Source organism: Halostella limicola, from assembly GCF_003675875.1.
GTDB classification, from domain to species: Archaea; Halobacteriota; Halobacteria; order Halobacteriales; family Natronoarchaeaceae; genus Halostella; species Halostella limicola.
Genome location: NZ_RCDI01000002.1, coordinates 63,981 through 88,593, shown reverse-complemented (window position 1 = coordinate 88,593; position 24,613 = coordinate 63,981). Strand labels below are relative to the sequence as shown.

The 24,613-nt window shown below is 70.3% G+C and carries 27 protein-coding genes; 11 read left to right on the top strand and 16 right to left on the bottom strand.

Features of this window, described 5'->3' with window-relative positions; translation table 11 throughout:
• The first annotated feature begins 17 nt into the window (after window positions 1-17).
• Both nreA and D8670_RS08545 read left to right on the top strand, forming a co-directional pair.
• The gene (gene nreA / locus D8670_RS08550) at window positions 18-1,274 is read left to right on the top strand and encodes a DNA repair protein NreA (protein ID WP_121817700.1); all 1,257 of its coding nucleotides are present in this window, start codon (window positions 18-20) and stop codon (window positions 1,272-1,274) included.
• Between the two features lie 67 nt (window positions 1,275-1,341).
• On the top strand, window positions 1,342-2,886 hold the full coding sequence (locus D8670_RS08545; protein ID WP_121817699.1) for an FAD-dependent oxidoreductase: 1,545 nt from the start codon (window positions 1,342-1,344) through the stop codon (window positions 2,884-2,886).
• A 66-nt stretch (window positions 2,887-2,952) separates the two neighbouring features.
• On the opposite strand, the gene D8670_RS08540 is transcribed toward D8670_RS08545, so the two are convergent.
• The 3 genes from D8670_RS08540 to D8670_RS08530 all read right to left on the bottom strand — a co-directional run bounded on the left by D8670_RS08540 (window position 2,953) and on the right by D8670_RS08530 (window position 4,440).
• The gene (locus D8670_RS08540) at window positions 2,953-3,402 is read right to left on the bottom strand and encodes a DUF302 domain-containing protein (protein ID WP_121817698.1); all 450 of its coding nucleotides are present in this window, start codon (window positions 3,400-3,402) and stop codon (window positions 2,953-2,955) included.
• 68 nt (window positions 3,403-3,470) lie between these two features.
• Entirely contained in the window at window positions 3,471-4,058 is a 588-nt protein-coding gene (locus D8670_RS08535) for a CPBP family intramembrane glutamic endopeptidase (protein WP_121818565.1), read from the bottom strand.
• 91 nt (window positions 4,059-4,149) lie between these two features.
• A complete protein-coding gene (locus D8670_RS08530; RefSeq protein WP_121817697.1) occupies window positions 4,150-4,440 on the bottom strand; it encodes a DUF5789 family protein in 291 nt (96 codons plus the stop codon).
• Window positions 4,441-4,561: 121 nt separating this feature from the next.
• Here D8670_RS08530 and D8670_RS08525 point away from each other — a divergent pair, with 121 nt between their 5' ends.
• Window positions 4,562-5,545, top strand: a complete 984-nt coding sequence (locus tag D8670_RS08525) for a cell division protein CdpA domain-containing protein (protein WP_121817696.1) — start codon at window positions 4,562-4,564, stop codon at window positions 5,543-5,545.
• A 7-nt stretch (window positions 5,546-5,552) separates the two neighbouring features.
• Here the strand turns inward: D8670_RS08525 and D8670_RS08520 are convergent, their stop codons facing one another.
• Genes D8670_RS08520 through D8670_RS08510 form a run of 3 tightly spaced genes read right to left on the bottom strand, consistent with a single transcriptional unit; the run spans window position 5,553 to window position 8,214 of the window.
• Window positions 5,553-5,990, bottom strand: coding sequence for a Mut7-C RNAse domain-containing protein (locus D8670_RS08520; protein WP_121817695.1), 438 nt, complete (start codon window positions 5,988-5,990; stop codon window positions 5,553-5,555).
• A complete protein-coding gene (gene polX / locus D8670_RS08515; RefSeq protein ID WP_121817694.1) occupies window positions 5,990-7,771 on the bottom strand; it encodes a DNA polymerase/3'-5' exonuclease PolX in 1,782 nt (593 codons plus the stop codon). The genes D8670_RS08520 and polX overlap by 1 nt, the downstream gene beginning before the upstream one ends.
• Window positions 7,768-8,214, bottom strand: a complete 447-nt coding sequence (locus tag D8670_RS08510) for a DUF5788 family protein (RefSeq protein WP_121817693.1) — start codon at window positions 8,212-8,214, stop codon at window positions 7,768-7,770. Before D8670_RS08510 ends, polX begins: the two co-directional genes overlap by 4 nt.
• A gap of 87 nt (window positions 8,215-8,301) precedes the next feature.
• Here D8670_RS08510 and D8670_RS08505 point away from each other — a divergent pair, with 87 nt between their 5' ends.
• From D8670_RS08505 to D8670_RS08495, 3 genes are all read left to right on the top strand, one after another.
• Window positions 8,302-9,270, top strand: a complete 969-nt coding sequence (locus D8670_RS08505; protein ID WP_121817692.1) for a rhomboid family intramembrane serine protease — start codon at window positions 8,302-8,304, stop codon at window positions 9,268-9,270.
• Window positions 9,271-9,276: 6 nt separating this feature from the next.
• Window positions 9,277-10,044, top strand: a complete 768-nt coding sequence (locus D8670_RS08500; protein WP_121817691.1) for an endonuclease V — start codon at window positions 9,277-9,279, stop codon at window positions 10,042-10,044.
• An 85-nt stretch (window positions 10,045-10,129) separates the two neighbouring features.
• Window positions 10,130-11,038, top strand: coding sequence for an SDR family oxidoreductase (locus D8670_RS08495; RefSeq protein WP_121817690.1), 909 nt, complete (start codon window positions 10,130-10,132; stop codon window positions 11,036-11,038).
• 33 nt (window positions 11,039-11,071) lie between these two features.
• On the opposite strand, the gene D8670_RS08490 is transcribed toward D8670_RS08495, so the two are convergent.
• From D8670_RS08490 to D8670_RS08475, 4 genes are all read right to left on the bottom strand, one after another.
• The gene (locus tag D8670_RS08490; protein ID WP_121817689.1) at window positions 11,072-12,124 is read right to left on the bottom strand and encodes a phosphotransferase family protein; all 1,053 of its coding nucleotides are present in this window, start codon (window positions 12,122-12,124) and stop codon (window positions 11,072-11,074) included.
• A 65-nt stretch (window positions 12,125-12,189) separates the two neighbouring features.
• Window positions 12,190-13,263, bottom strand: coding sequence for an ArsA family ATPase (locus D8670_RS08485; RefSeq protein WP_121817688.1), 1,074 nt, complete (start codon window positions 13,261-13,263; stop codon window positions 12,190-12,192).
• A 38-nt stretch (window positions 13,264-13,301) separates the two neighbouring features.
• A complete protein-coding gene (locus tag D8670_RS08480) occupies window positions 13,302-15,068 on the bottom strand; it encodes a hypothetical protein (protein ID WP_121817687.1) in 1,767 nt (588 codons plus the stop codon).
• A 102-nt stretch (window positions 15,069-15,170) separates the two neighbouring features.
• Complete coding sequence (locus D8670_RS08475) at window positions 15,171-16,313, bottom strand: pyridoxal phosphate-dependent aminotransferase (protein WP_121817686.1); 1,143 nt, start codon at window positions 16,311-16,313, stop codon at window positions 15,171-15,173.
• Window positions 16,314-16,468: 155 nt separating this feature from the next.
• On the opposite strand from D8670_RS08475, the gene D8670_RS08470 reads away from it, so the two are divergent.
• From D8670_RS08470 to D8670_RS08455, 4 genes are all read left to right on the top strand, one after another.
• Window positions 16,469-17,527 (top strand): Leu/Phe/Val dehydrogenase, encoded by a 1,059-nt coding sequence (locus D8670_RS08470; RefSeq protein ID WP_121817685.1) that lies wholly within the window; start codon window positions 16,469-16,471, stop codon window positions 17,525-17,527.
• Between the two features lie 59 nt (window positions 17,528-17,586).
• The gene (locus D8670_RS08465; protein WP_121817684.1) at window positions 17,587-17,943 is read left to right on the top strand and encodes a nuclear transport factor 2 family protein; all 357 of its coding nucleotides are present in this window, start codon (window positions 17,587-17,589) and stop codon (window positions 17,941-17,943) included.
• A 25-nt stretch (window positions 17,944-17,968) separates the two neighbouring features.
• Complete coding sequence (locus D8670_RS08460; RefSeq protein ID WP_121817683.1) at window positions 17,969-18,469, top strand: CinA family protein; 501 nt, start codon at window positions 17,969-17,971, stop codon at window positions 18,467-18,469.
• A gap of 76 nt (window positions 18,470-18,545) precedes the next feature.
• A complete protein-coding gene (locus tag D8670_RS08455; RefSeq protein WP_121817682.1) occupies window positions 18,546-19,028 on the top strand; it encodes a metal-dependent hydrolase in 483 nt (160 codons plus the stop codon).
• Between the two features lie 31 nt (window positions 19,029-19,059).
• On the opposite strand, the gene D8670_RS08450 is transcribed toward D8670_RS08455, so the two are convergent.
• The 5 genes from D8670_RS08450 to D8670_RS08430 all read right to left on the bottom strand — a co-directional run bounded on the left by D8670_RS08450 (window position 19,060) and on the right by D8670_RS08430 (window position 21,390).
• Window positions 19,060-19,821 carry a proteasome assembly chaperone family protein gene (locus D8670_RS08450; protein ID WP_121817681.1) on the bottom strand — a complete coding sequence of 254 codons (762 nt, stop codon included), beginning with the start codon at window positions 19,819-19,821 and terminating at the stop codon, window positions 19,060-19,062.
• A gap of 5 nt (window positions 19,822-19,826) precedes the next feature.
• Window positions 19,827-20,009, bottom strand: coding sequence for an RNA-protein complex protein Nop10 (locus tag D8670_RS08445; RefSeq protein WP_121817680.1), 183 nt, complete (start codon window positions 20,007-20,009; stop codon window positions 19,827-19,829).
• Between the two features lie 81 nt (window positions 20,010-20,090).
• Entirely contained in the window at window positions 20,091-20,891 is an 801-nt protein-coding gene (locus D8670_RS08440) for a translation initiation factor IF-2 subunit alpha (protein WP_121817679.1), read from the bottom strand.
• Window positions 20,888-21,106 carry a 30S ribosomal protein S27e gene (locus tag D8670_RS08435; protein WP_121817678.1) on the bottom strand — a complete coding sequence of 73 codons (219 nt, stop codon included), beginning with the start codon at window positions 21,104-21,106 and terminating at the stop codon, window positions 20,888-20,890. Before D8670_RS08435 ends, D8670_RS08440 begins: the two co-directional genes overlap by 4 nt.
• Window positions 21,107-21,108: 2 nt before the next feature.
• Window positions 21,109-21,390 carry a 50S ribosomal protein L44e gene (locus D8670_RS08430; RefSeq protein ID WP_121817677.1) on the bottom strand — a complete coding sequence of 94 codons (282 nt, stop codon included), beginning with the start codon at window positions 21,388-21,390 and terminating at the stop codon, window positions 21,109-21,111.
• Window positions 21,391-21,560: 170 nt separating this feature from the next.
• Between D8670_RS08430 and D8670_RS08425 the strand changes: the two genes are divergently transcribed.
• Entirely contained in the window at window positions 21,561-21,827 is a 267-nt protein-coding gene (locus D8670_RS08425; protein ID WP_121817676.1) for an HAH_0734 family protein, read from the top strand.
• A gap of 31 nt (window positions 21,828-21,858) precedes the next feature.
• Here D8670_RS08425 and D8670_RS08420 read toward each other — a convergent pair whose 3' ends face one another.
• Window positions 21,859-24,603 carry a DUF2298 domain-containing protein gene (locus tag D8670_RS08420; RefSeq protein WP_121817675.1) on the bottom strand — a complete coding sequence of 915 codons (2,745 nt, stop codon included), beginning with the start codon at window positions 24,601-24,603 and terminating at the stop codon, window positions 21,859-21,861.
• Window positions 24,604-24,613 lie beyond the last annotated feature (10 nt).

Here is a 24,613-nt window from a genome sequence, read left to right as displayed (position 1 = left end):
TCCCCTACCACCGGTGAATGCGGCTCGACGACTTCATCGAGGACCTGGAACCGGACGAGGGCGTCCGTAAGCGCCGGCTGGCGGAGGAGAAGTCCTACGAGATCACCGACTACCTGGAGGACTTCGAGAGCCAGTTCGAGGAAACGGTGCAGGGCGACGCGCTGTTCGGGAGCACCGCACCCTCCATCTTCGTCGGCCGCTCGAACTACCCCAGCGTCTCGACCGGCCTGCTCTCGCCCGTCGATCACGAGACCGACGCCGACGAGTTCGTCACCGACGCCGCGTGGTATCAGGACCGCTACGGCATCGACGACGTGTTCCAGCGTCGCACTAACCTCCTCAACTCCCGCCGGCGCTCGAAGGTCGACGTCGAGGACGTGTGGGACGGCTTCGTCGGCACCCAGCGCGAGGTCGCCATCGCCGACCGCCCGGTCGACGTGGAGATCGGCCTCGACGACCGCCCCGAGATCGACTTCGACCTCGGCGAAGGCGTGGCGACGCCGACGGGGCCGAACGCCAGCGCGGAGTCCGTCGACCTCGCGGAGAACCCCCACGTCCCCCGACCCGTCGAGAAGACGCTGGAGGACGACGACTGGCAAGCCCAGGGGGCGATGACCTACCTCTACCGCCGCGGCTTCGACGTCTACGAGATCAATAAGATCCTCTCGGCCGGTGCGCTCGGCCGCGGCGAGAACCGGCGGCTCGTCCCGACGCGGTGGTCGATCACCGCCGTCGACGACACCGTCGGCCAGTACCTGCGCGGGCGGATCCGCGACGCGCCGAGCATCGACAAGCCGCAGGTCTGGGAGAACGAGTACATGGGCAACCGCTACTGGGTCGTCCTCGCGCCCGGGCAGTGGGAGTTCGAACTCGTCGAGATGAAGGCGCCGGGCAGCATCTGGAACCCCGACCCGGAGGGCGACGTGTGGATGGCCAGCGCCTCGGAGGGGTTCGAGGGCCGCACCGGCTACGTCGACGAGACGGCCGGCGCGTACTACGCCTCGCGGCTCGGCGTTCTCGAACACCTGGAGTCGATCGGTCGGCAGGCGAAGTGTCTCGTCCTCCGGGAGGTGTCCGACGACTACTGGGCGCCCGTCGGCGTCTGGCAGATCCGCGAGAGCGTCCGCAACGCCTTCTACGGCGAGTTCGGCGAGGCCGAGACCTTCCACGGCGCTGTGTCGGCCGTCGCGTCGCAGCTGCCCGTCTCCCTGGGCGCGCTGCGCCGCAAGTCCGAGATGGTCGCCGGTCTGCAGGCGACGCTGTCGGACTTCTGAGACCGACCCTTATCCGCGCTCCCGTGGACTAGTCCGGACGGCGGTCGGGACCGCCTCGGGGCTTGCCATGGGAACGACAGACAACGCGGACGAGCACGAATCGCTACCCGGAGAACCGCGGTCGCTGTGGCTCGACACGACGCCGGAGACCGACTTCGATCCGCTTTCGGGCGACCTCCGGGTCGACGCCGCGGTCGTCGGCGGCGGCATCGCCGGGATCACCACGGCGACGCACTTACAGGAAGCGGGACTGGACGTCGCCGTCCTCGAAGCCGACCGCGTGCTGGAGGCGGTCACGGGCCACACCACGGCCAAGGTCACGTCCCAGCACGGCCTGATCTACGACCACGTCCGGTCTGCCTTCGACGTCGAGACGGCCCGCGCCTACGCCGCGGCGAACGAGGCGGCGATCGAGGACATCGCGGACCGCATCGAGGATCGCGGTATCGACTGCGACTTCCGGCGACAGTCCGCGTACACGTACGTCACGTCGCGGGAGAACCGTCGGGCGGTGCGGGAGGAGGTCTCCGCGGCGAGGCAGGCCGGCATCGACGCCGCGTTCGTCGAGGAGACGCCGCTCCCCTACGACGTCGAGTGCGCGGTCCGCTTCGACGACCAGGCGCAGTTCCACCCGCGGAAGTACCTGCTCGACCTCGTCGAGGCCATCCCGGTCGACGGGAGCGGCGTCTACGAGGAGACGCGCGTCACCGACGTCGAGAGCGGCGACCCCTGTCGCGTCGAGACGGAGCGCGGCACGGTGTACGCCGACTCGGTCGTCGTCGCGACGCACTTCCCGGTGTTCGATCACGGGTTCTACTTCGCGCGGGAGTACCCCAAGCGGTCGTACGTGCTCGCCGCGCGCCTGAACGAGACGCCGCCGGACGGGATGCACTACCGCGACGAGGAGCCGTACTTCTCCGTGCGCACGCAACCGGGCGACGGCGGCGAGTTCGTGTTCATCGGCGGGCAAAACCACAAGACAGGGCAGGGCGGTAGCACGGCGAAGCGCTACCGGAAGCTGGCCGAGGAGGCGCGCGAGCGGTTCGACGTCGCGTCGATCGAGTACCGGTGGTCGACGCAGGACTACCGGACCGCGGATCGGATCCCCTTCGTCGGACGGCTCGGCCCGTCGACCGACGACGTGTACGTCGCGACGGGCTTCGGCGGGTGGGGGATGACCGGCGGCACGGTCGCCGGGATGATCCTCTCCGACCTGATCGCCGGCGAGCCGAACCCGTGGGCGGACGTCTACTCCCCTACCCGCGTCGAACTGCGGTCGACCGGGGCGGAGATGCTCAAGGAGAACGCCGAGGTCGCGAGGGAGTTCGTCGGCGACTGGGCGACCAAGCCGCTGACTAGCGTCGTCACGCTCTCGCCGGGGGACGCGACGGTGACCCGCGAGGGCGGCAGCGTCGTCGGCACGTACCGCGACGCGGACGGCAAGGAGTACAAGGTGTCGGCGGTCTGCCCGCACATGGGCTGTCTCCTGGAGTGGAACGACGGCGAGAAGTCCTGGGACTGCCCGTGTCACGGCTCCCGATTCACGTACGAGGGCGAGGTGCTGGACGGGCCGGCGAACGCGGACCTGTCCAGACTCGACCTCGACGACTAAAGCAGAAATTGAACGCAATGACTCACTCGAACGGCAACCGACGTGCCGTTCGATGTGTGAATAGTTTCAGTTTCTGCTTGAGAGGTTCGCGAACGCCTCGTCGACCATCTCGCCCGTCGCCGCGACGATGTCGGCCCACGCCTCGTCGTCCGGCGCCATCCCGACGAGGCGGGCGATCTTCATGATGCTGACGTGGTACACCTGCTGGACGCCGGGTTCCTCCTCCCAGACGATGACGTTACAGGGGAACAGCCCGCCGATCTCCAGCGTCTCGTCCAGCGCGCGGTCGGCCATCTCCGGGTTGCAGGCCCCGAGCACGTAGTAGGGGTCGCGGTCCGCATCGACTTTCTCGTTGAGCAGTTCCGACGGCGAGAACTCCACGGGGACCCCGAAGCCGGCGTCGGTGAACGTCTCGCGGACGTGCTCGACGGCCTCCTCGTGGTCCATCTCCAGCGTCGCGCGCTTGCGGCCGATGTCGTCGTCGGTCAGCGTCTCGGGATCGTACGGAAGCGTCATGGGCGAGCGTTGGCGGGCCACGGTCAAAACGGCGGCGGGAGCGACCCGCCGACCTCCGCCGCGGCAGGCTACAGCGGCAGCGGTAGCCACCGGAGCCACCGCACGACCGTCTCGGGCGGCAGCAGCGGCGGGTGGAGCACCAGCCAGTCCAGCAGGACTAGGCCGGCCCCGTGGGCCACCACCGAGGGCAGGATGGAGTTGCTCTCGTAGTCGACCGCGCCGAACAGCACGTCGGTCGGGCCGGAGAGCAGGAACTCGATCGGGGGTTTGTGGAAGTGATGAATCGCGTAGAGAACGGGGCTGATGAACACGCTCTTGAACCCGATCTCCCGGACGCCGACGCAGAGCAGGCCGCGGTAGTACGTCTCGGCGGCCAGCGCCAGCACGAACAGTTTGATCGCGTGCGGTACGAACTCGCCCGGCGCGGCGGTCGTCGACCACATCGGGTAGAACGCCCGGATCGAGGGAAGCGACGACCCGACCAGGTAGAACGGGAGGACGAACAGCGCGAGGAGGACGGTGTTACGGAGAGCGGTGCGGTCGACGCGCCAGCCGATCCGTCGGCCGTGCGAGAGGCCGAGCGCGAGCGGGCCGACGATGAAGATGAGGCCGTCGCGCACGACGCGCTGGTCGAGGCCATGCTCCACCGTCGACATCCACACGACGGTGAGGGCGGCGCCGAACAGCAGCGACTTCTGCACCCAGGAGAGATCGACCGCGTAGCGGCGAACGGCGTCGACGTTCACGTCACTCGTCGGCGGTGGGGATGGGGCCGGTGCCGACGACGCTTTCGACCTCGTCGATGAACTGCTGCCGGCGGTCGAAGTACGTCGTCGAGGTCTCGGGGAGCACGTCCGCGAGCGTCGTCGGACCGTCCGGCGTCCGGATCGTCGCGTCCCCCTCGAGTCGTTCGATCTCGCTGCGCTCTTTCGGCCAGGTCAGCCGGGAGGCGACGCGGGCCAGCGGCGCGCCCTCGACGGCGTCGCCATCGCCGAGTTCGACGGCAGGTGCGTCCTCTTCTTCGTCGTCGTCAGCCATGGGCGGGGGTTCGGTAGCGCCGCGATTAGTCCTTTCGCTTCCACGATCCGTTCGAGGACCACCCGGTATCCCGATAGATGTCTGACGTAGTGTTTTGTGTGAGGCCTGTAAACGGGACGGTATGGCAAGCCTGGCTGAAGCGTACGAGGGACGCGTGGGGGAGGTGCAGAACGTCAAGCGTCTGTATCTGGGGACGGCGCTGTTTCTCGTCGGCGCGGTGCTGGCCGTCGTCGGCACGGTCGTCGCCGCGACGGACCTGCTGGCCGGGTTCGGAGCCTCGGAGTTCGACAGCCGGCTGCTCGCCGGCGTCCTCGGCGGCGTCGGCGTTCCGACGGTGGTGCTGGGTGTGTTCACCGTCCTCCCCGCCGAAACGCGCATCCGGGCGGCGGCGGCCATCGGGGCGAGCATCACCGCGCTCGGCGTCGCCCTGTTCTGGTACGCCTACCCCGCACACTGGGCAGGCTACGGCAAGGACCTGACGCTGACCGTCACCGCGGTGTATCTCCTCGGGTCGCTGACGCTCATCGGCTGCCTGTTCGCGGGGATTGCGACGTTCAAGCGGCGCAACGATCCCGGCGGCACCGTCCGCATGGAAGTGACCAAGCAGGGCGAGACGAAGGTCGTCGAGGTCGACCGCTCCGAACTGCGAAACGGGTTCGGGAGCGTCGGCATGTTCGGCGAGACGCCCGACGGCGAGGTCGAGACGCAGACGAACCGCCCCGAGAGCGGCACGGCCGGAACCGGTGCTTCGGCGAGCGGACGGTCGCAGTCGTCCGGTAGTCGCTCGTCGGGCGGATCGCGGCAGTCCGCGAACTCGTCGTCGACCACGCGCGACCGCGCTATCTCGCGGGCGCGGAGCGCGGCGAGCGACGGCGGGTCGACGACGCGGGACATCACGTCCCTGATGGACGACCGCTCGTCGGGCGGCGAGCGGGCGCGGACCGCGGGCGGATCCGGGCAGGCGTCCGTCGCCGACACGTACTGCGGCAACTGCGAGCACTTTGAGTACGTCCGCACCGGTCAGGGGATGCAGCCGTACTGCGGCTACTACGGCGAGCGGATGGACGACATGGAGGCCTGCGACCAGTGGGAGCCGAACTCGTAGGGCGACCTCACAGCGACGCCAGCGTCTCCGCGACCCGCCCCCAGTGGTTCCCCTTCCAGAAACACTGCCCACAGTCCGCACACTGCCAGGTTCGTTCTTCCTCGGGGTCCGGCGCGTAGTCCGGCGTCGGCGGTTCCGCACGTTTCAGCCGTCCGTTACACGCCCCGCACCGCTCTGGTTCGTCGGCGAGCGACAGGTGGATTCCGGCGTCCGCGAGTTCCCCCAGCTGGTCCGCGGGGTCTGTCGCTTCGAGTAAGACTGCGTCGTCGGCCCGGCGCGCGAGCGCGGCGTCCCGCGTGACGAGCGTCCGGCCCTCCTCACCGGCGACTGCGAGCAGGCGGTCGTCGTCCTCGACGCCGCGGTCGAGCGCGTACGCCGCGTCGTGGCCGCACATCCGAAGCTGCGAGCGGATCCCCCCGCACATCACGTCGAGGAGGAGGTCCATCAGTGGAGGAACTCGCGCAGCTCCGCGGGGCCGCGGGCGTTGAGCACGTCGGCGGTCTCGGCCCAGCCGCGGCGCGCCGTGTGGACCCCGTAGCGAATCAGCGCGAACTCCGCGGGGACGTGCGCGTCAGTGTTGACGGCGATGGTCGCGCCCGCGTCCACGGCGGCTTTCACCGCGCCGTCCCGGAGGTCGAGGCGCGCGGGGTTGCTGTTTATCTCCAGCGCGACGCCCTCCGCGGCAGCGGCCTCGACGACGGTCGGCACGTCGAAGTCGATGCCCGGCCGCTTGTTTATCATGCGGCCGCTCGGGTGGCCAAGCACGTCGACGGAGGGGTGTTCGATCGCGGTCACGAGGCGCTCCGTGGCGGCCTCCGTCCCCTGGTCGAGCGCGCTGTGGGGCGAGGCGACGACGAGGTCGAGGTCGGCGAGCACGTCGTCGTCGACGCTGATCCCGCCCTCGGCGTCGATGTTCGCCTCGACGCCCGCGAACAGGTCGACTGCGACCTCGTCCGCGATTTCGCGGATCTCGGCCATCTGCTCGCGCAGTTCCTCGTCGGAGACGCCGACGCCGCCGACCATCCCCGGGCCGGTGGCGTGGTCAGTGACGCAGTGGTAGTCGTACCCCATCTCGGCGGCCGCCGCGGCCATCTCGCGGATCGTGTTGCCGCCGTCGGACCAGTTCGTGTGGGTGTGCAGGTCGCCGCGGACGTCGCCTCGCTCGACGAGGTCGGGCAGGTCGCCCTCGGCGGCGGCCCGGATCTCGCCGCGGTCCTCGCGGAGCTCCGGCGGGATGAGCGGCAGGCCGAGCGCCTCGTACATCCCCGCCTCCGTCTCGCCCGCGACGCGGTCGCCGGCGCGCTGGTCGGCGTCGTCCTCTGTGCCGTCGGACTCCGTCCGACTCTCCGAGGCGCTGCGCACCTCGCTCACGTCGAACGCGCCGTACTCGTTCAGCTTCATGTCGCGCTCGATGGCGTAGTTGCGCAGGCGGACGTTGTGCTCCTTGCTCCCAGTGAAGTACTGGAGCGCGCTCCCGAACTCCTCGGGGACGACGACCCGGAGGTCGACCCGGACGCCCTCGGTGCGGACGCTCGCCTTGATCGACCCGGCTTCGATCACCTCGTCGGCGCGCGACCAGTCAACGAACGCGTCGACGACCGCCTCGGAGTCATCGCTCGCGACGAGGACGTCCACGTCGCCGATGGTCTCGCGCCAGCGGCGGAGCGACCCCGCGACCTCGCACCGCTGAGTGGCCTCGTGGTCCCGGAGCAGCGAGAGCACGTCGTCGGCGAGCGGCCGGGCGTCGCCGATCCGCTGGCGCTCGGTCGCCTGCCGGGCGAAGTCGATCTTGTCGAGGATGTTCTGCTCGGTCTTCTCGCCGAACCCGCTCACCTCGCGGATCTCGCCGTTCTCCGCGGCGGTTTCCAGGTCGTCGAGGGTACGGATCCCGAGCGCCTCGTACAGCGTCCCGACGGTCTTCGGGCCGACGCCCTCGACGCGGGTCAGCGCCGACATCTCGACCGGCAGCTCCTCGCGCAGGTCCTCCAGTTCCGCGATGGACCCCGTCTCGACGTACTCGACGACCTTGTCGGCGATCGCTTCGCCGACACCCTCGACGGTCTGGACGGCCTCGGCGCCCTCGGCGGCTTGCTCTTCGACGGGCGTCGGGTGTCCGCGGAGGTTCTCCGCGGCGCGGCGGTACGCGCGGGGCTTGTACTCCACGTCCTTCGCTTCGAGGAGGTCGGCCATCTCCTCCAGGCGGGCCGCGACCTCGGCGTTCTTCATAGGTTGCTCCTCCCGCCGGAGGCGTCTTTCTGGCCGAGCGCCTTCTTCAGGAAGTTCATCCAGCGCTTGCGGTCCTGCATCTCCTGGACCTCCTCCTCGCGTTCGAGGTCGGTCGGCGAGAGGTTCTCCAGCGCGTTCAGCGCCCGGTCGATCCCGACGATAGCCTCGACGATCCGCTCGCCCTCCTCGAAGCTGAGGTCGGCGTCCTCGTCCTCCAGTCGCTGCTTGCGCTGGAGGCGCTCGCGCCGGAGGTTCTTCTTCGCGCGCTCGACGCGGTCGCGCTCGCCGGGCGGGATCGTCTCCCGGCGCTTTATCTCGAAGACGAACTCCTGGAGGTCTATCTCCTCGCCCTGAACGTCGATGCGGTCCGGGATGTCCGCACCGACGGTCGCCCCCTCGCGTTCGACCCTCGCGAGGAGCTGTTTGCGCTCGTACTCTTGCACGCCGGGTACTACGGCCCCGAGTCGGCAAAAACCTACGTTTCCCCCGTACCCAAATCCCTTTTGTCGGGCCGCTCCAAGCGCAAGCAAATGGCGACGTGTGACCAGTGTGGTAAGGACGAGAACATGCCGTACAACTGCCGGCACTGCGGCGGCACCTACTGCGCCGACCACCGCCTGCCGGAGAACCACGGCTGTCCGGGCCTCGACCAGTGGGGCGACCCGGACGGCGTGTTCGACAGCGGGTTCGACGACAGCGTCGAGACCGACAGCGGTCGGTCGAAGGGACTGACCGACCGCCTCGGCCTGAACACCGGCGTCGGCGGCCCGATGGGGTACTTCCGGGGGAACATGACGTTCGTCTTCCTCGGGCTGATGTGGATCACGTTCGCGGCGCAGATGGTCGCGCGGTTCCTCCTCGCCCCCGTCGGGTCGGCCGACATGAACCTCGACTCGTTTCTCCTGTACCGCTCCATCTTCGTCCTGACCCCGCAGCACCCCGAATACGTCTGGACGTGGTTCACGTCGGTGTTCTCCCACGGCGGCCTCGGCCACATCGCGATGAACAGCATCGTGATCTACTTCTTCGGCCAGCACGTCGAGCGCTACGTCGGGTCCCGGAACTTCACCCTCCTGTTCCTCGTGAGCGGCATCCTCGCCGGCATGAGTCAGGTGCTGCTCCAGTTGATGCAGGGCGGACTCGCGCCGTGGCAGGGCGGCGTCCTCGGGGCGAGCGGCGCGGGCCTCGCCATCATGGGCGTGCTGACGATCCTGAACCCCGACATGCGCGTCCTGCTGTACTTCCTCGTTCCCGTGCCGATCTGGGTCATCACCGGCGGCTACGCGCTCATCAGCGTCCTCGGCATCATCGGCCCGAGCGTCGCCGGCCCGAACGTCGCGAACGCGGCCCACCTCGTCGGCCTGGTGATCGGGCTGACGTACGGGCAGCGCGTCAAGAGCAGGGGCGTCAGCGCGCCGAGCAGGATGCGGTTCGGGGGCGGCGGCGGTCCGGGCGGCCCCGGAGGCCCCGGCCGCGGCGGTGGCCGGGGGCCGTTCTGACCGGCCATGACGCCGGTCCGTCCCGAGTACGTCCCCGACGCGTCGCTCTCCCGGGAGGAGATGGAGCGGCTCCAGCGCGACCTCGCCGCCGACGCCGTCTTCGCTGACGACCTCCCCTTCGACCCGGCGACGGTAACGGAGGGGCCGCTGTCGACCCCCGGGCAGGAGCCGCCGGTCGTCGCCGGCGTCGACCAGGCGTTCCTTGACGAGCGCGCGGTCAGCGCCATCGTCGCGACGAGGGGCGGCGAGGTCATAGAGCGCGCTTACGCGGTGACGCCGCTCGAGATCCCGTACGTTCCCGGGCTGCTCTCCTTCCGCGAGGGGCGCTCGATCCTCGCCGCGTTCGAGGAGCTGTCGGTGACGCCCGACCTCGCGCTGTTCGACGGGAGCGGCCGGATCCACTTCCGACAGGCCGGCCTCGCGACGCACATGGGCGTCTGCCTCGACCTGCCCAGCGTCGGGGTCGCCAAGAGCCTGCTATGCGGGACGCCCGTGGACTCGGTCGACGGCCTGCCGGAGGGCGCGAGGGTGGCGATAGCGGCGGACGGGAACGTCGACGCGCCCGAGGGCACCGTCATCGGCTACGCCCTCCAGTCGCGCCAGTACGACTCCGGAAGCACGTCGATCAACCCGCTGTACGTCAGCCCCGGTCATCGCGTCGGCGCGGAGACGGCCGCCGACCTCGTGGAGGGCCTCGGCGGCGAGTACAAGCTGCCGGAGCCGACGCGGCTGGCCGACAAGTACGCCGACGAGGTCAAAGGCGAGGTCCGCTGAGAGGGCCGCCGGAGGTACGGAACCGTCGGCGGGAGAGGCGGACTGAACCGCCCGTTTTTACTGCTTTCCCATAGACACTCCGTCCATGGCAAGCGAGGACGCAGACGAGACCGTCACGGCCGTCGACGAGTCTTCCGCGGTCGCGGACGAGTCCATCACGCGCGAGGAGACCGTACTCATCACCGGCTGTTCGTCCGGCATCGGCCGGGCCACGGCGATGGAGTTCCTGAACGAGGGGTGGCGCGTGTTCGCCACGTCCCGGGACGTGACCGACATCGAGGACCTGGCCGAGGCGGGCTGCGAGACGGCCGCGCTGGACGTGACCGACGACGACCAGGTCGAGGCCGTCGTCGAGGAGATCGTCGACGACTGGGGGCGGATCGACTGCCTCGTCAACAACGCCGGCTACGCGCAGATGGGGCCGGTCGAGGACGTCCCCGTCGAGGAGGTCCACGCCCAGTTCGACGTGAACGTGTACGGCCCGCACCGGCTCGCACGGCAGGTCCTCCCGCACATGCGCGAGCAGGGCGACGGCACCATCGTCAACGTCTCCAGCATCTCCGGCCGGGTGTCGGTCCCGGGCAGCGGCATCTACTCCGGGTCGAAGTTCGCGCTGGAGGGGATCAGCGACGCGCTCCGCGCCGAGGTTTCGGACTTCGACGTCGACGTGGTGCTGGTCGAACCCGGCCCCGTCGAGACGAACTTCTCGAACCGCGTCGAGGAGGAGGTCGACGGGCTCCCCCGATCGGAGGCGTACTCCTCGCTGTACAAGATCCTCGACGACACGGCGGCCATCGGCGGGGGCGGCCCGGGGTCGGTGTCGCCGCGCCGCGTCGGCGAGGTGATCCTGAACGCCGCGAGTTCGACTGAACCGGAGGCGCGCTACCCCGTCGGGCCGTTCTCGGGGTTCCTGAGCTACGCCGGCGTCCTGCCGGCGAAGTGGCGCGACGCGGCCTACCGGCTCGTGTCGAAACTCGCCGGCGTGCGGTCGTAACCGACGAGGCGCCCCTCGCGGCGCGTGCCGCGGTCAGGCCATCGACTCGACCCGTTCCCGCATCCCCGACGCGACGCACCCCCGGTCCGCCGCGCTAGGGTTCCGGAGCGCGTCGTCGAGCAGGAACATCGACCGGGTGAGCGCGAGCAGTCGGTAGAGCCGACCGTGTTCCCGGTACCGCTCGACCGCGCGCTCGTCGCCGCGCTCGCGGTAGCCCGCGAGCAGCGCCTCCCGGACGAGGTTCCGTTGGTCGCGCGTCTCCGGGTGGAACCGCCAGGGCCCGCCGGCGAGCGCCGGTTCGACGTGAGCGAGGTCGTACGCCGGCGTCGCGGCCATCGTGAATCCCCAGTCGACGACCGACCGGATCCGGCCGACGTCCGGGTCGAAGAGGAGGTTGTGCGTGCCGTGGTCGATCCGTGCTAGCACCGGCCGGGAGTCGCCGTCGAGGTCGGCGAGTTCTCTCTCGACCTCCTCGCGCAGTATCGGCGTCAGGTCGCCGAACTCGCTGTCGGCGTGCGCGTCGAGCGCGTCAGCGACCCACGAGCGTACCGTCTCCGGCCAGTTCTCGCTCGGGTCGGCTACCGCGACGGAGAAGTCCGACGGCGGCCGATCGCCGCAAAGCGTCTCGCCCGCGGGTTCTAGGAAGCCGTACGCGTCGACCGCGTCGAAGGAGTGGATCGCTGCGAGGTAGCGCCCCGACTCCCTGGCGACCGTGCGGACCGCCTCCCGGTCGAGGATTCCGACGCGGCGACGCGGGACGCTGGTGCCCGGCTCCGCCGAGGCGACGAAGAACGGGGCCGGGAGGTCGTCGTGTCCGTCGACCGCGCCGTACACCGTCGGGACCGGGACGTCGCTGTGTTCGCCGACGGCCGCGAGCAGACGCGCCTCCGACGGCAGGCCCTGCGTGGTCCCGTCAGAGGTGACCTTCAGAAATCGCTCGGTCCCGCCCGACCCGCCGTCGACCGTCACCCGGTAGGCGGCGCTCGCGTGCTCGGCGACGAACGTCGCGTCTCGGAGCGTCGCGGCCGGGTCGACCGTCCGCACCATCGCGGCGAGCGTGGACTCGGCGATCCCGCCGTCAGGCATACGCCGGACTCTCGGGCGGAGCGAGAAAACGACACCGGTGGTGTGCGAAGGAGTACCGCGGCGATTTAGTTCAGGCAGGCTGCGACGATCCGCAGCATCCGCTCGCCGCGCACCTCGTCGGCGAACAGCGGCACGCGCTTGATGTCGTGGCCGCGGAACACGTCCTGGGCCGACGCGAGCGCGTCCTGCTGGACGTCCCAGCGGCGCTGGCAGAACTCGCAGGTGTCGAGGTTCGGCGAGACGAACTGCGAGGCGTCCACGTCGTCGGTCACGTCGGCGAGGTTCTCCATCACCTTGTTGACAACGACGGTGCCGACCGGGATCTCGAACTCGTCTAACTGGGTGAGCAGGCGCTCGGACTCGAAGACGCTCATCTCCTCCGGCACCATCACGACGCGGAAGTCCGTGCGCTCGGGGTCCCGGAGGGTCGCGCGCAGGCGCTCGATGCGGTCGCTCAGTTCGCGGAGGTCGTCGACGCTCTGGTCGACGTCGTCCTCCTCGACGTTTCCGCCGAACATGCCCTTCACGCCGTCCATCATCCCGCCGAGGCGCTCGCGGAGGCTGAGCATCCGGCCGACCATCGTGTCCATCACCTCGGGCAGTTCCAGCAGCCGCAGGGTGTGGCCCGTCGGCGCCGTGTCGACGACGACGCGGTCGAAGCGCTCGTCGTCCATGTACTCGAGCAGCGTCTGCATCGCCGCGGCCTCGTCGGCCCCGGGCATCGCGCCGCCCATCAGCGACTCCATCGGGCCGCCCTCGCCGCCGAGCATCTCGCCGAGGCCCCCCAGCCCTCCCTCGTTCTCCGCCATGAACGCCGCCGTCCCGTCCTCGATGGCGGCGTCCGGGTCGATCTCGGCGGCGTAGAGCGGCACCTCGTCGCGGATGCGCGACGGGCGGGGCGGCACGTCGGTCTCGAACGTGTCCGACAGCGAGTGCGCGGGGTCCGTGGAGACGACGAGCGTCGTCGCCCCGCTCTCGGCGCTCGCCAGCCCCGTCGCGGCGGCCATCGTCGTCTTGCCGACGCCGCCTTTCCCGCCGTAGAGAACGTAGTCGGCGCTCGGGTCGAGCGAGCGGGACGCCGCGTCGACGGCGTCCTCCTCCTCGACATCGTCGACGGCTTCGACGTCGATCGAACTCATACGCCCCGATACCCGTCGGACGCTTGTGTACTTCCCGGTTACTCGTCGAGGTTCAGGTCCAGGTCCTCCTCGCGGGTCACCTTCGGGCCGCCCTGTCCGTCTAACGGGTCCTCGCCCTCCTCGGTGTCCTCGAAGATCGCCTCGAACTGCTCCTCCAGCTCGTCGGGGTCGCCGGCGTCTTCGCGGATCTCCGCCTTTCCGTCGTCTTCCAGTTCGGCCTCGATATCGCCGACGCGGTTCTCCAGCGCCGACACCTTAGTTTTCAGTTCCAGCGCGGTCTTCTCGATACGTTCGAGCGCCTCGCCGTCGCCGCCGGCCTCGCCCAGCCGTTCCTCGACGCGCTCGACGCTCTCGCGGAGGTCCGCGACGTCGTCGGTAACGTCGCCGTCTCCCCCCGACTCGACGGTGTCGAGTCGCTTTTCGACCTCCGAGAGCCGTTCGCTGACCGCGTCGACCGTCGATGAGAGCGAGTCCACCTGCCCGGCGTCGCGCTCCGCGGCGGCGGCCCGCTCGTTCACGCTCTCGATACGGTCCGCGATCTCCTCGACGCCGTCCCGCAGCGTCGCCGTCTTCTCGTCGACTGAGTCCGTCACCTCGTCGACGGCGCGCTCGACGTCGTCGACGCGGTCGGCGAGGGAGCCCATCTCGTCGGCGTCAGCCGCGCTCGACGCGTCCTCCGCGACGGCGTCGACCCGGTCCTCGACCGCGGCGACCTGCCCGTCCACCGCGTCGACGCGGTCCCGAACGTTCTCGACCGCGGCCCGCACCTCCCCGAGTTCGTCGTCTGCGCGCTCGTCGACGGCCGCTACCTCGTCGGTCAACTTGGCGAACCGCTCCTCCATCGCGTCGATCCGGTCCTCGACTGCGGCCGGATCGGCGCCGGACCACGCTTCGTCGAGCGCGTTCACGTCGTCGGCCAACGCGTCGACCTCCGACTCGACCGAGTCGATGCGCGACTCGTCCACGGCGTCGACCGCCGCGACCTCCGATTCGAGGTCGTCGAGCCTGTCACGAACGTCGCCGAGCGAAGCTTCGTCGTCGCCCTCCGGGAGCGACGCGAGTTCTGCCTCGGCGTCGGCCAGCCGGTCGGACAGTGCGTCGAGGGACTCCTCGGCGGCGACGCCGTCCAACCGCTCCTCGATCGCGTCGACTCGGCTCGCGAGGTCGTCGACCGCGGCGGCCCGATCGCCGGCGTCTTCGCCCGCCTCGACCCGGTCGCGGACGTCCTCGACCGCGGTCCGCAGGTCGTCGAGTTCGTCGCCGACGGTGGCGGCGGCGTCAGCCGCGCCCGTCGTCTCCCGCTCGGCGTCGTCCAAGCGCGCCTCGAACTCGCCGAGGCGCGATTCGAGGTCGTCTACGCGCCCCCCGTCCGCGGCGTCGGCGACGGCGGACTCGACGGACGCGAGCCGGTCGTTCGCGTCGTCCAGCGCGGCGACGCGGCGCTCGAACTCGTCGAGGCGCTCGATCTCCGTTTCGAGGTCGTCGACGCGCGCGACCTCGGCTTCGAGGCCGTCGAGTCTGTCCGGCGCGTCGGCCACGCGGTCGACGGTCGCCGAGAGTTCATCGACGTCGGAGCGCAGCGCCGCCAGATCGTCGGCGTCAGCGGCGTTCTCGGGGGGTTGCGAGCCTCGCTCGGCGTCGGCCGCGCGGGCCTCCGCGTCGGCGATCCGCGATTCCACCTCGTCGACGCGCTCGGCGTCCGCGAGCGTCGCAAGCCGGCGGCGGGTTCGGTACGCAAGCCCGAGGCCGCCGAGGGAGAGGACGAACGCGAGCGCCAGCAGCGCCAGCACGATAGGGTCAGGCATCGGATATAACAGCCGCTTGAGAAAGTATAAGCGTTGTCACGCGCGCACCGCGGACGGCGACCGTCGTCGCGACCGCCGTCCCGCCGGACCGGTTTCGATCTGTCAGTCGAAGTAGTCCGCGAGCCGCTCCGCGGCCGCCTCGACGTGCGGCGTCACCAGCGCGAAGCGGATCCACTCCTCGCGGCGGGAGCCGAACGTCTCGCCGGGCATGCCTGCCACGCCCGCCTCGTCTATCAGTTCCTTCACGTTGTCGACGGTGCCGGGGAAGCCGTCGAAGCGGGCCATGACGTAGAACGCGCCGTCCGGGCGGGTGTACTCCGCGCCGGCGTCGTCCAGCGCCGCGGTGAACGTCTCGACGCGCTCGGCGAGCATCCGGCGGTTCTCCGCGTAGTACTCAGGCGGCGTCTCGCGGAGCGCGCGCAGGACGGCGTACTGCGCGGGGCGGGAGCCGGCGACGTTGACCAGCATGTGCCGGCCGCGCGCCCGGTCGGCGAGGTCGTGCGGGAACACGCCGTAGCCGACGCGGAAGCCCGTTATCGCCATCGACTTCGAGAAGGCGTTGGTGACGATCCGGTGCTCGGAGTCGAACGCGAGCGCCGTCTCGAACTCGCCGCCGTAGTCGAAGTGGTCGTACACCTCGTCGCTGACGAGGACCGCGTCGTTGTCCTCGGCGACGGCGACGAGTTCGCGCATCGTCCCCTCGCCGTACACCGCGCCGGTCGGGTTGTTCGGCGTGTTGACCAGGATCAGCGCGGTGTCGTCGCCGGCGCGCTCGCGGACCGCCGCGGGGTCTACCGTCCCGTCATCGTCGGCCGGGACGTACGTCGCATCGCCGCCGAGCATCGTCGTCTTGCCCGGGTAGTAGGGGTAGACTGGGTCCGTCAGCAGGACCTCGTTCCCCTCGGCCCGCTCCAGCGCGGCGGCCATCGCGAGGTAGTTCGCCTCGCCCGCGCCGTTGGTGACGACGACCTGGTCGGCGTCGACGTTCCGGCGCTCGGCGATCTCCTCCCGGAGTTCCGTCAGCCCGTCGCTCGGCGGGTACTGGAACGCGTCGGCGTCCATGTCCGCGTACTCGCGCAGACCCTCGCGGAGCGCGGCCGGCGGGTCCCAGTCGGGGTTCCCGCTCACCATGTCGATCACGTCGCCCGCGGCCGCGTCGCCGGCCGGGAGCCACTTGGCGTCGCTCTCGTCGGCCTCCTCCGCGTACGCCATGACGTGGAAGAACAGGGGCGTCTCGTACTCCATTCAGACCACCTCCGTCGAGTGCATACCCGTAGCAAGGCCCAGAAACGCCAAACCGCTTGCGGAACCGTAGTCCTCGTCGCCCCGTCGCCTGGGGGCGACGGAGCGGGTCGCGACGAGCCGACGAATATTTACGGGGAACCAAAGAGTTATTGAGTATGGTATTCGCCGACATCGGCGACGCCGGACACGAACAGGTGTCGTACTTCTCCGACCCGGAGACCGGACTGCAGGCGATCATCGCCGTCCACGACACGACGCTGGGGCCTGGCCTCGGCGGGACGCGGATCCTCGACTACGACACCGAGGACGACGCGCTGGAGGACGTCCTCCGCCTCTCGCGGGCGATGACGTACAAGGCGGCCGCCGCCGACCTCCCGCTGGGCGGGGCCAAGGCCGTGGTCCTCGGCGACCCGGACGAGGTCAAAAGCGAGGCGCTGCTCGAAGCGTACGGCCGCGCCGTCGACTGCATGGCGGGCCGGTACGTCACGTCCGTCGACGTCAACACCACCGTGGCGGACATGGACGTGGTGAAGCGGGCGACCGACCGCGTCGTCGGCACGAGCGACGGCCTCGGGGCGGCCTCGCCAATCACGGCCCACGGCGTGTTCCACGGCATCCGCGCCTGCGCGGAGCACGTCTACGGCGAGGACTCGCCGGGCGACCTCGACGTCGTGATCCAGGGCCTCGGGAAGGTCGGCCGGGCGCTGGCCGAGGAGCTGCTCGACCACGGCGCGTCGGTGACCGTCAGCGACGTGGACGAGGCGGCCGTCGAGGCGTTCGCGGCGGAGCACGACGTCGAGACGGTCGCCCCCGACGAGGTGTACGGGCGCTCATGCGACGTGTTCGCGCCGTGCGCGATCGGCGGCGTTATAAACGACGAGACGGTGCCGGAACTCGACTGCGACGTCGTCGCCGGCGGCGCGAACAACGTGCTCGCCGAGCGCCGGCACGCGAACGCCCTCCGCGACCGGGGCATCCTGTACGCGCCGGACTACGTGATCAACGCGGGCGGCCTCATTACGGTCGCGAAGGAGTACCTCGGCGGCACCCGCGAGGAGGCCTACGAGGAGTCGGAGGCCGTCGGCGACCGCCTCACGGAGATGATCGAGCGCGCCGAAGCGCGGGACACGACCGTCCTGGCCGCCGCCGAGGAGTACGCGGAGGAACGGATCGACGCCGTCGAGGCGGGCACGCCGGCGACGCCCGAGCCGTAAGCCCGCGACGGCTGGCCGGTAGCCCGAGAACTTTACCGCCGGCCGTCGACGGTTCGTCCATGGGAAACGCCGACCCCGAGCGCGTTCGCGACTACTACCGGTACGTCGACGAGGAGCGCTACGAGGACCTCCTCTCGCTGTTCGCGGACGACGTCACCTACGAGCGGCCCGGCCAGGGAACCATCGAGGGGATCGACGAACTGGAGCGCTTCTACCGCGAGGAGCGACCGCTGGAGAACGGGAGCCACGAGGTCCGCGCCGTGGTCCCCGACGGCGACACCGTCGCGGTCCGCGGCCGGTTCACGGGCGACCAGGGCGGCGTCGCCGTCGACCTCGGGTTCGCGGACTTCCACCGCTTCGACGGCGACGGAAACATCGTCGAGCGCTGGTCCTACACCGACCGGGACACCGTTTAACTCCCCGCCGGCCGTCGCCTCGCCCATGACCGACGACCCTATCGAGGAGCGACTGGGCGACCGCCTCCGCGAGGCTGACCACGCGGTCGCCACCGCCGAGTCGTGCACCGGCGGCCTGATCGGCGCGCGACTGACCGCGGTCCCCGGTGCGAGCGACTACTTCGACAGCAGCGTCGCCGCGTACTCCTACGACGCGAAGCGCCGCCTGCTCGGCGTCTCCCGCGAGGCGCTCGACGAGGACGGCGCGGTGAGCGGTCGGGTCGCCCGGGAGATGGCCCGCGGCGTCCGCGACCGGGCGGACGTCACCTGGGGCGTCTCGGCGACCGGCGTCGCGGGGCCGTCCGGCGGCACCGAGGAGACGCCCGTCGGCACCGTCTACGTCGGCGTCGCCTACGCCGGCGAGTGGGGCACCGAGTCCTCCTACGCCGTCGCGACGCGTTACGAGTTCGACGGCGACCGCGCGGCCGTCCGCGAGAAGACGGTCGACCGGGCGCTCGCGGACCTGCTCGACGCGCTGGAGCCGTAACCGCTCTCGCCGTCCCGTCGCCCGCTCGCAAGGGAAAGTATTGTGTCGGCACGGCCGAGAGTACCTCATAGACGACATGAACAAGCGAGGACACGTCCTGAACGCGATACTGCTCAGCATCGGCCTCGGCTACCTCCTCGAACCGGTCGGCGACGAGCGGACGTTCGTCACCATCGTCGAGGTCGGGATCCCGGTCGTGCTCGGGGCGCTGTTCCCCGACGTCGACACCGCCTTCGGCAAGCACCGCAAGACGCTCCACAACCTCCTGGTGCTCGGGGGCTTCGTCGCCTTCCCGTACTTCTTCGGCAACCTGGAGTACGTCTGGATCGGCATCCTGACCCACTACGTGCTCGACATCGCGGGGAGCAAGCGCGGCCTCGCGCTGTTTTACCCCTACTCGAAGGAGTACGGCCTCCCGACGGGCGTGACCGTCAGCAGCGACCGCGCCGAACTGGCGACGGTGATCGTCACCGGCGTCGAACTGGTCGCGGCCGGCCTGATCATCTACCGCGTGCCGCAGTACGGGCTGGAACTCGGCCGGCAGGCGCTCGGGATCTGAGAAGAGACGCTCGGGGAGCGTTCGGCCGGTTTCAGCCGATGTACCGCAGGTCCTCGTCCGTGGGGACGTCCATCTGCTGTTGCTGTTCCATCTCCTGGATCTTGTTGATGACCTCCTCCATCTCGTCGGCGCGCTCCTCGAGGCTCTCGTAGTCGAGTTCGAATCCGAGAAGCTCCTCCAGCGCTTCGAGGACCGCCCGCGCGCTCTTGGGGTCGACGAGGTAGCCGCTGGTCTCGCCCATCAGGCAGGCGGCGTCGAACTCCCGGCGTCGGCCGAGGCCGAGCAGGAGGCCGCTGACGCCGACGATGCCGCCCGCCGGTTCGTCCTCGCGGAACTCGACGCCGGCGCCTTCGAGCTTCTCGATCAGGTCCTCGTTGGCGGCCGCGCCCAGCACGTCGTACTCCTCGATGAGTTCGCCGGTCGGGACGCCCCCGAGCGCGTACGCCTCCGAGACGCCGAACTCCTCGGCGACGTCGAGGAAGGCCGACGCGAGGCGGTAGTGGCCCGCGTTGTCCTGGGCCTGGTGGTCGCCGGTGAGGACGAGCAGGTCCCGCCCTTCGGTTTCGATGGCGTGGAACTCCGCGCCCGTCAGCTCAGCGAGCCCCTCGTCGTCGATATCGACCTGCGGCGGGAAGTGCTCGGAGTACACGCGCCGAACGAGCGTGCTGTCGAGTTCCTCCAGCAGGTGCTCGGCCGCGAGCTTGCCGACGTGGCCGACGCCGGGGAGCCCTTCGACGAGCACCGGGTCAGACAGTTCGACCTCGGCGACCGTCTCGATGTCGAGTTCGTCCATACGGCTTACTCGCGGGCGCGCCGCTTAAGAGCGCGTCGGTACTCGCCGTACGGGTCCTCGGGGCTGAACGGCGCGGGCGCGGAGTTGACCGCCTCGGCGCCGCACTCCGGGCAGGCGTCGGAGAGGGTGTACACCGGACGGTCGTGCTCGCTCTCCCAGGCCGAACAGACGCGGATATCGGATTTCACGGTCGCTTCTCGCGCCCGCGCGGACGTAAAGCCGTCGCTGGCGGGTCGTCGGAGAACCGGAAAACGTCCGCGGCGTCCGACCTACTCGTCGTCGGAGCGGCGGTCGCGGTGGAACTCGCCCGTGCCGCCGAACTCGGCGATGCGGTCCGCGGCGCGGCGGGCGCTCTCCTCCAGCTGGTCCTCGGCCGTCTTGTAGTTGGGCGCCTGCACGCGGATGCGGTACTCCGGCGCGCCGACGTAGGTGACGTCGAGGTCGACCTCGTCAGGCACCTCGCCGTTCCCCTCGGCGGCCTGCAGGGCCTCCTTGATGGCGTCGACCCCGTCGCCGTCGGGACACTCCAGGTCGACGTAGCCCGTCACCTTCACGTAGGGGACGGAGACGTTCTCCCGGGCCGTCTCGACGATGGCGTCGCGCTCGTCGTCGTCGAGGTCGGTGTCCTCGAGGGCCTCCTCGCCGTGGATGGCGGCCTGCTCGAAGCCCTCGTAGAGGCTACCGTGGGCGGCGAGCAGCTCGTTCGCGATGGACCCGTAGGTCTCGTCCCCGATGTCCTCGCCGAAGGCCAGCTCCATCCAGTTGTCGGCCTTCTGCTCGTTTTTCCACTCCTGGATCTTGTCGGAGCGCTGGTGGTCGTTGACGTCCTTCAGCGAGAGGTCGATCTGCTGTGACTCCGTGTCGACGTCGAGCACCTTGCAGACGACGGTCTGGCCCTCGCGGACGTGGTCGCGGACGTTCTTGATCCACCCGCTCGCGACTTCGCTGATGTGGATGAGGCCGCGCTTGTCCTCGTACTCCTCGAGGTCGACGAACACGCCGAAATCCTCGATCTCGTCGATCTTGCCGACGACGAGTTCGCCGTTCTCGGGCCAGCCGCTGAACTTCATCGTGCTTCGACAGTGTCGCCGGACTCGTTCTGGCTGCCCGTCGAGCGACGCTCGACTGTCTCGACGACTTCACCCTCGTACGCGGCCTTCCCGCCCGTCGGGCGGGCGAGCGTGTGACCGCAGACGGCACACGAGACCTCGGTCGACGCTTTCTCGAAGACGGTCTGTTCGTTCTCGCAGTCCGGACAGCGGACGGTGTGGAAGTTACCTGCCATTGTTAGTCGGTGAGTTCGAGTCGGCCGGCGCGCCATCCCTCGCGGAGGTGGGCCTTGCCGCAGTCGCCGCAGCGGTACTTCAGGTCGGTCTTCTTCGTGGGCTTGTCCCCGCCGGGGACCTTCGAGAACCGACCGCGGTTCCCGATACCCTTCGAACCGGCCTTCTGCTTGCGGTCGTCCCACTTCATCCCGGTGGAGCGGCCGCCGCGGACCTTCTCGACTTCGTGTTCGTTGTGCTCGTTACAGTGCGGACAGTACGTGTTGAACCGTCGAGGCATCTCCATAGATATCTACCTTACGGGCAGTTGTTCGCCGTCGTTTAAAACCCGTTTGGTTCGCGCCGACGGCGTCGCCCCCGTCCGCCGGTTCGGACCGGCGGCGTCCGGATCACCGCGACCGGCCTCCGACGCGACCCTTCGAAGCGCTTAATTGGGCATCTTCCGAAGTCCCGGGCATGAAGCGACTCATCATCTCGGGCGACCCGGACATCCGCAAGGACGCCATCATCGAGTACGATGGGGAGGAGAAGTCCGTCTTCCAGATCAACCGGCAGGGCGAGTGGCACGGTCCCGAGGAGGTGCAGCTCTGGTGTATCATCGGGAACGAGGCCGAGCGCGAGGACTACGAGAAGCGCAACTACATCCCCCACTGGCTCGACGTCGACCGGACCGACGCCGAGGCGCTCGACGTCGTGAAGGCGAAAGGCGACCTCTCCGTCTGAGGCCGCTCCGGCGTCCGGTCCCCGCGCCCGCCTAGCGCAGTTCCGACCGGTCCACGCGGTATATCGTGACGAACGCGTACTCCTTCTCCACCGAGATGCCAGGGTCGTCCGCGAGATCGCGGGTCCCGTAGCGCTTGCGCTCCTCCGGACCCATGTAGACGTAGGTGACGCCGTACTCTCGGAGGAGTTCGGCGCGCTCCGCGGGCGTCCCGGTGTAGATGGTCTCCACGTCCGCCACCCGCTGCCGGTACGGCTCCTCGCCGCGGTAGCCGACCTCGTGTGACCACCCCGCGACGGTCGGAAGCCCGGTGAGGCTGGAGGGGGCGTTCACCCACTGGTAGATCGACTCACCGGGGGCCGAGACGATGCGGGGCTGGCCCTCCCGCTCGTTCAGCCAGGCGATCGCCGCCGCCTCCTTCGGGTGCTGGTCGGCGACGTACGCGGTGCCGTTCAGCGTAGGGTCGCCGGTCCCGTCTTCGAACTGGTTCGCGCCGACGAACCCGCCGTACAGCGACAGCGACGCCAGCAGTCCGACGGCGAGCACCGTCGCCGCCCCGCCCCGGGCCGACACGTCGACGGTCCGACGCCCGCCGTCCGGCGAGCGTCCCCGAACCGGGTCCCGGTCGCTGCCCGTCGACCCGACGCCGATCGCGCGTTCCAGGCGCTCGACGCCGGCCTCGGCCCGCGCGACCAGCGCGCGGAGGGTCTCGGGGAAGCGCGTCCGGTCGGCGAGCATCGCGCCCGCGGCGGTCCCCCAGAGTACCCACACCTGCATGTAGGTCTTGAACAAGGTGTTCATCCTGCCGGGGCCGGCCTGCTCCTCGACGTAGACGAACTCGACCAGCGTGACGAGCCCGAGCGCGCCGACCAGCAGGGCGGTCTCGTACCCCGCGTCGTCCCCGGTGCGGAGCAGGATCCACGCGACCAGGAGCGCGGGGACGAACAGCGCCACGGCGGTCATCTCGTACGGCAGCGTCAGCAGGAGCGACACCGCGACCGTCACCGCGAGGAGCCGCCGGACGCGGTCGGTGACGCCCTCCCGGGCGAGGAGGAACGCGACCGACACCGCGAGGAACGCGCCGTGGACCAGCAGGAGGCCCGCCGCGTCGCTCCGGTACTCGGGGAGGACCCCGACGCTCCGGCCGCTCGCGGTGCCCGTGAAAAACGGGAGCGCGAACAGGACGCTCAGGGCGGCGACGGCGGCGGCCGCGCCGAACGCCGTCGACGTGCGCGCCGCCTCGGCGTGGAGCCGCGAGCGCTCGCGGACTCCCGAGAGCGCCGCGTCGATCCGGCGGAGAAGCAGCGTTCCGGGATCGGCGGGAGCGAACGTCAGCACGACGAACGTCAGCCCCGCGACCGTCGGGAAGCTCCAGGTGTTGACGACGGCGATCAGCCCGCCGAGCGCCGGCACGGCGAGAAACACCAGCGCGCGGCGGCGACGGCACGCTGCGGCCGGCGTCAGCCAGTACTGGAACAGAAGCGCCGCGACGAGCAGGAGGAAGGGCGTGCTCGTCATGTGGGCGTGCAGGTCGCCGTTGCGGAACGCGAAGAGCGGGAACTCGTCGATGTAGTGCCACTGCTCGCCGTCGACGACCCGCCAGTCGATGGTCCGGCTGGCCGTCCAGTAGTTGAACCCGTCCGGCCCCGCCGCGACGCTGGGCCGCTGGTCGACTTCGAGGCTGGCGACCGACGCGAGGGCGTCGCCCGCCGCGCCCGGGAGGAGCCACACCAGCAGACGGAGCGGGGTCGAGAGGTTGCTCGCGAGCGCCACGAAGACGGCGGCGGCCGCGCCGGCGGTCCGCTTCGCGCGGCCGCGCTCGGCCGCCACGGCGCGGGCGAGGCCGTACGCCGTCGCCGCGAGGGTGCCGTACGCGCCCGCCAGCGCGAGGTTGTACGCGTACCGCGCGGGGGTCCCGGTCAGCTCGGTCAGCAGCGCGGCGATCATGTGGCCGCCGTAGTAGTACTTCACCGGCTCGCCCGCGAACCACATGTCCTCGGGCGGGAGCGCGTCGGCCCGCAGGAGCGACTGGAGCAGACCGAAGTCGAGGAACTTCTCGCCGCCGCCGGGCCAGATGCCGGGATTCACCGCGCGGAGCGCGACGAGAAAGCCGAACGCGACCGCGAACACGGTCGCCACCTCGGCGTAGGCCCGCCAGTCGACCGCGACGCCGCGCCGGAGCGCGACCGCCGACCCGAGCGCGAGCACGCCGAGTCCCGCACCCAGCGCGACCGGGCCGAACGAGACGTGGCCGACCCAGTAGCCGACGACCCCCAGAACGCCGAGCGCGAGGGGGACGGCGACGCCCGCGCCGTCGTCGTCGAACCGGTCGAACAGCAGGGCGGCGGCCGGGAGCGCGAGCGCGCCGAGGCCGAGGTAGGCGGCGAGCCAGGTGACGGCGTACGCCGTCTCCAGTCGCAGGAAGAACCGCGCCGCGCGAACGTCCGGCCACGCTCCCTGCAGCCCGGCGAGGACGGCGACGAACGCCACCCCGACGAGCGTCCGGCGGGCGTATCGCTCCCAGTCGTACTGCGTGTCGGTGACGGCGGCGACGCCGACGCAGAGCGCGACGACGCTCGCGGCCGCGACGAACACCGGCCACGCGAGCGCGGTCAGCCCGACCCAGTAGCCGAGCGCGGCGACCGGGACCGCGGCGAGAAGCAGCGCCGCTGCCTCGTCGTCCGCGAGTCGCCGGCGGAGCGCGGCCAGTGGCCGGGCGACCGCGACGGCGAGGACGAGGTACGCGACTACCCATGCTGCGACGGCGACGAACTGCATCACGCGGGAA

What these genes read in the sequence shown, in the direction of transcription:
- D8670_RS08495 (WP_121817690.1), top strand. Translation starts at nt 10,130, where the DNA reads ATGGCAAGCGAGGACGCAGACGAGACCGTCACGGCCGTCGACGAGTCT.
- D8670_RS08520 (WP_121817695.1), bottom strand. Translation starts at nt 5,990, where the DNA reads ATGGACCTCCTCCTCGACGTGATGTGCGGGGGGATCCGCTCGCAGCTT.
- D8670_RS08525 (WP_121817696.1), top strand. Translation starts at nt 4,562, where the DNA reads ATGGCAAGCCTGGCTGAAGCGTACGAGGGACGCGTGGGGGAGGTGCAG.
- D8670_RS08460 (WP_121817683.1), top strand. Translation starts at nt 17,969, where the DNA reads ATGACCGACGACCCTATCGAGGAGCGACTGGGCGACCGCCTCCGCGAG.
- D8670_RS08450 (WP_121817681.1), bottom strand. Translation starts at nt 19,821, where the DNA reads ATGGACGAACTCGACATCGAGACGGTCGCCGAGGTCGAACTGTCTGAC.
- D8670_RS08455 (WP_121817682.1), top strand. Translation starts at nt 18,546, where the DNA reads ATGAACAAGCGAGGACACGTCCTGAACGCGATACTGCTCAGCATCGGC.
- D8670_RS08490 (WP_121817689.1), bottom strand. Translation starts at nt 12,124, where the DNA reads ATGCCTGACGGCGGGATCGCCGAGTCCACGCTCGCCGCGATGGTGCGG.
- D8670_RS08435 (WP_121817678.1), bottom strand. Translation starts at nt 21,106, where the DNA reads ATGGCAGGTAACTTCCACACCGTCCGCTGTCCGGACTGCGAGAACGAA.
- D8670_RS08545 (WP_121817699.1), top strand. Translation starts at nt 1,342, where the DNA reads ATGGGAACGACAGACAACGCGGACGAGCACGAATCGCTACCCGGAGAA.
- D8670_RS08465 (WP_121817684.1), top strand. Translation starts at nt 17,587, where the DNA reads ATGGGAAACGCCGACCCCGAGCGCGTTCGCGACTACTACCGGTACGTC.
- D8670_RS08470 (WP_121817685.1), top strand. Translation starts at nt 16,469, where the DNA reads ATGGTATTCGCCGACATCGGCGACGCCGGACACGAACAGGTGTCGTAC.
- D8670_RS08535 (WP_121818565.1), bottom strand. Translation starts at nt 4,058, where the DNA reads ATGTCGACGGTGGAGCATGGCCTCGACCAGCGCGTCGTGCGCGACGGC.
- nreA (WP_121817700.1), top strand. Translation starts at nt 18, where the DNA reads ATGCGGCTCGACGACTTCATCGAGGACCTGGAACCGGACGAGGGCGTC.
- D8670_RS08440 (WP_121817679.1), bottom strand. Translation starts at nt 20,891, where the DNA reads ATGAAGTTCAGCGGCTGGCCCGAGAACGGCGAACTCGTCGTCGGCAAG.
- D8670_RS08480 (WP_121817687.1), bottom strand. Translation starts at nt 15,068, where the DNA reads ATGCCTGACCCTATCGTGCTGGCGCTGCTGGCGCTCGCGTTCGTCCTC.
- D8670_RS08500 (WP_121817691.1), top strand. Translation starts at nt 9,277, where the DNA reads ATGACGCCGGTCCGTCCCGAGTACGTCCCCGACGCGTCGCTCTCCCGG.
- D8670_RS08485 (WP_121817688.1), bottom strand. Translation starts at nt 13,263, where the DNA reads ATGAGTTCGATCGACGTCGAAGCCGTCGACGATGTCGAGGAGGAGGAC.
- D8670_RS08530 (WP_121817697.1), bottom strand. Translation starts at nt 4,440, where the DNA reads ATGGCTGACGACGACGAAGAAGAGGACGCACCTGCCGTCGAACTCGGC.
- D8670_RS08425 (WP_121817676.1), top strand. Translation starts at nt 21,561, where the DNA reads ATGAAGCGACTCATCATCTCGGGCGACCCGGACATCCGCAAGGACGCC.
- D8670_RS08475 (WP_121817686.1), bottom strand. Translation starts at nt 16,313, where the DNA reads ATGGAGTACGAGACGCCCCTGTTCTTCCACGTCATGGCGTACGCGGAG.
- D8670_RS08420 (WP_121817675.1), bottom strand. Translation starts at nt 24,603, where the DNA reads ATGCAGTTCGTCGCCGTCGCAGCATGGGTAGTCGCGTACCTCGTCCTC.
- polX (WP_121817694.1), bottom strand. Translation starts at nt 7,771, where the DNA reads ATGAAGAACGCCGAGGTCGCGGCCCGCCTGGAGGAGATGGCCGACCTC.
- D8670_RS08540 (WP_121817698.1), bottom strand. Translation starts at nt 3,402, where the DNA reads ATGACGCTTCCGTACGATCCCGAGACGCTGACCGACGACGACATCGGC.
- D8670_RS08505 (WP_121817692.1), top strand. Translation starts at nt 8,302, where the DNA reads ATGGCGACGTGTGACCAGTGTGGTAAGGACGAGAACATGCCGTACAAC.
- D8670_RS08430 (WP_121817677.1), bottom strand. Translation starts at nt 21,390, where the DNA reads ATGGAGATGCCTCGACGGTTCAACACGTACTGTCCGCACTGTAACGAG.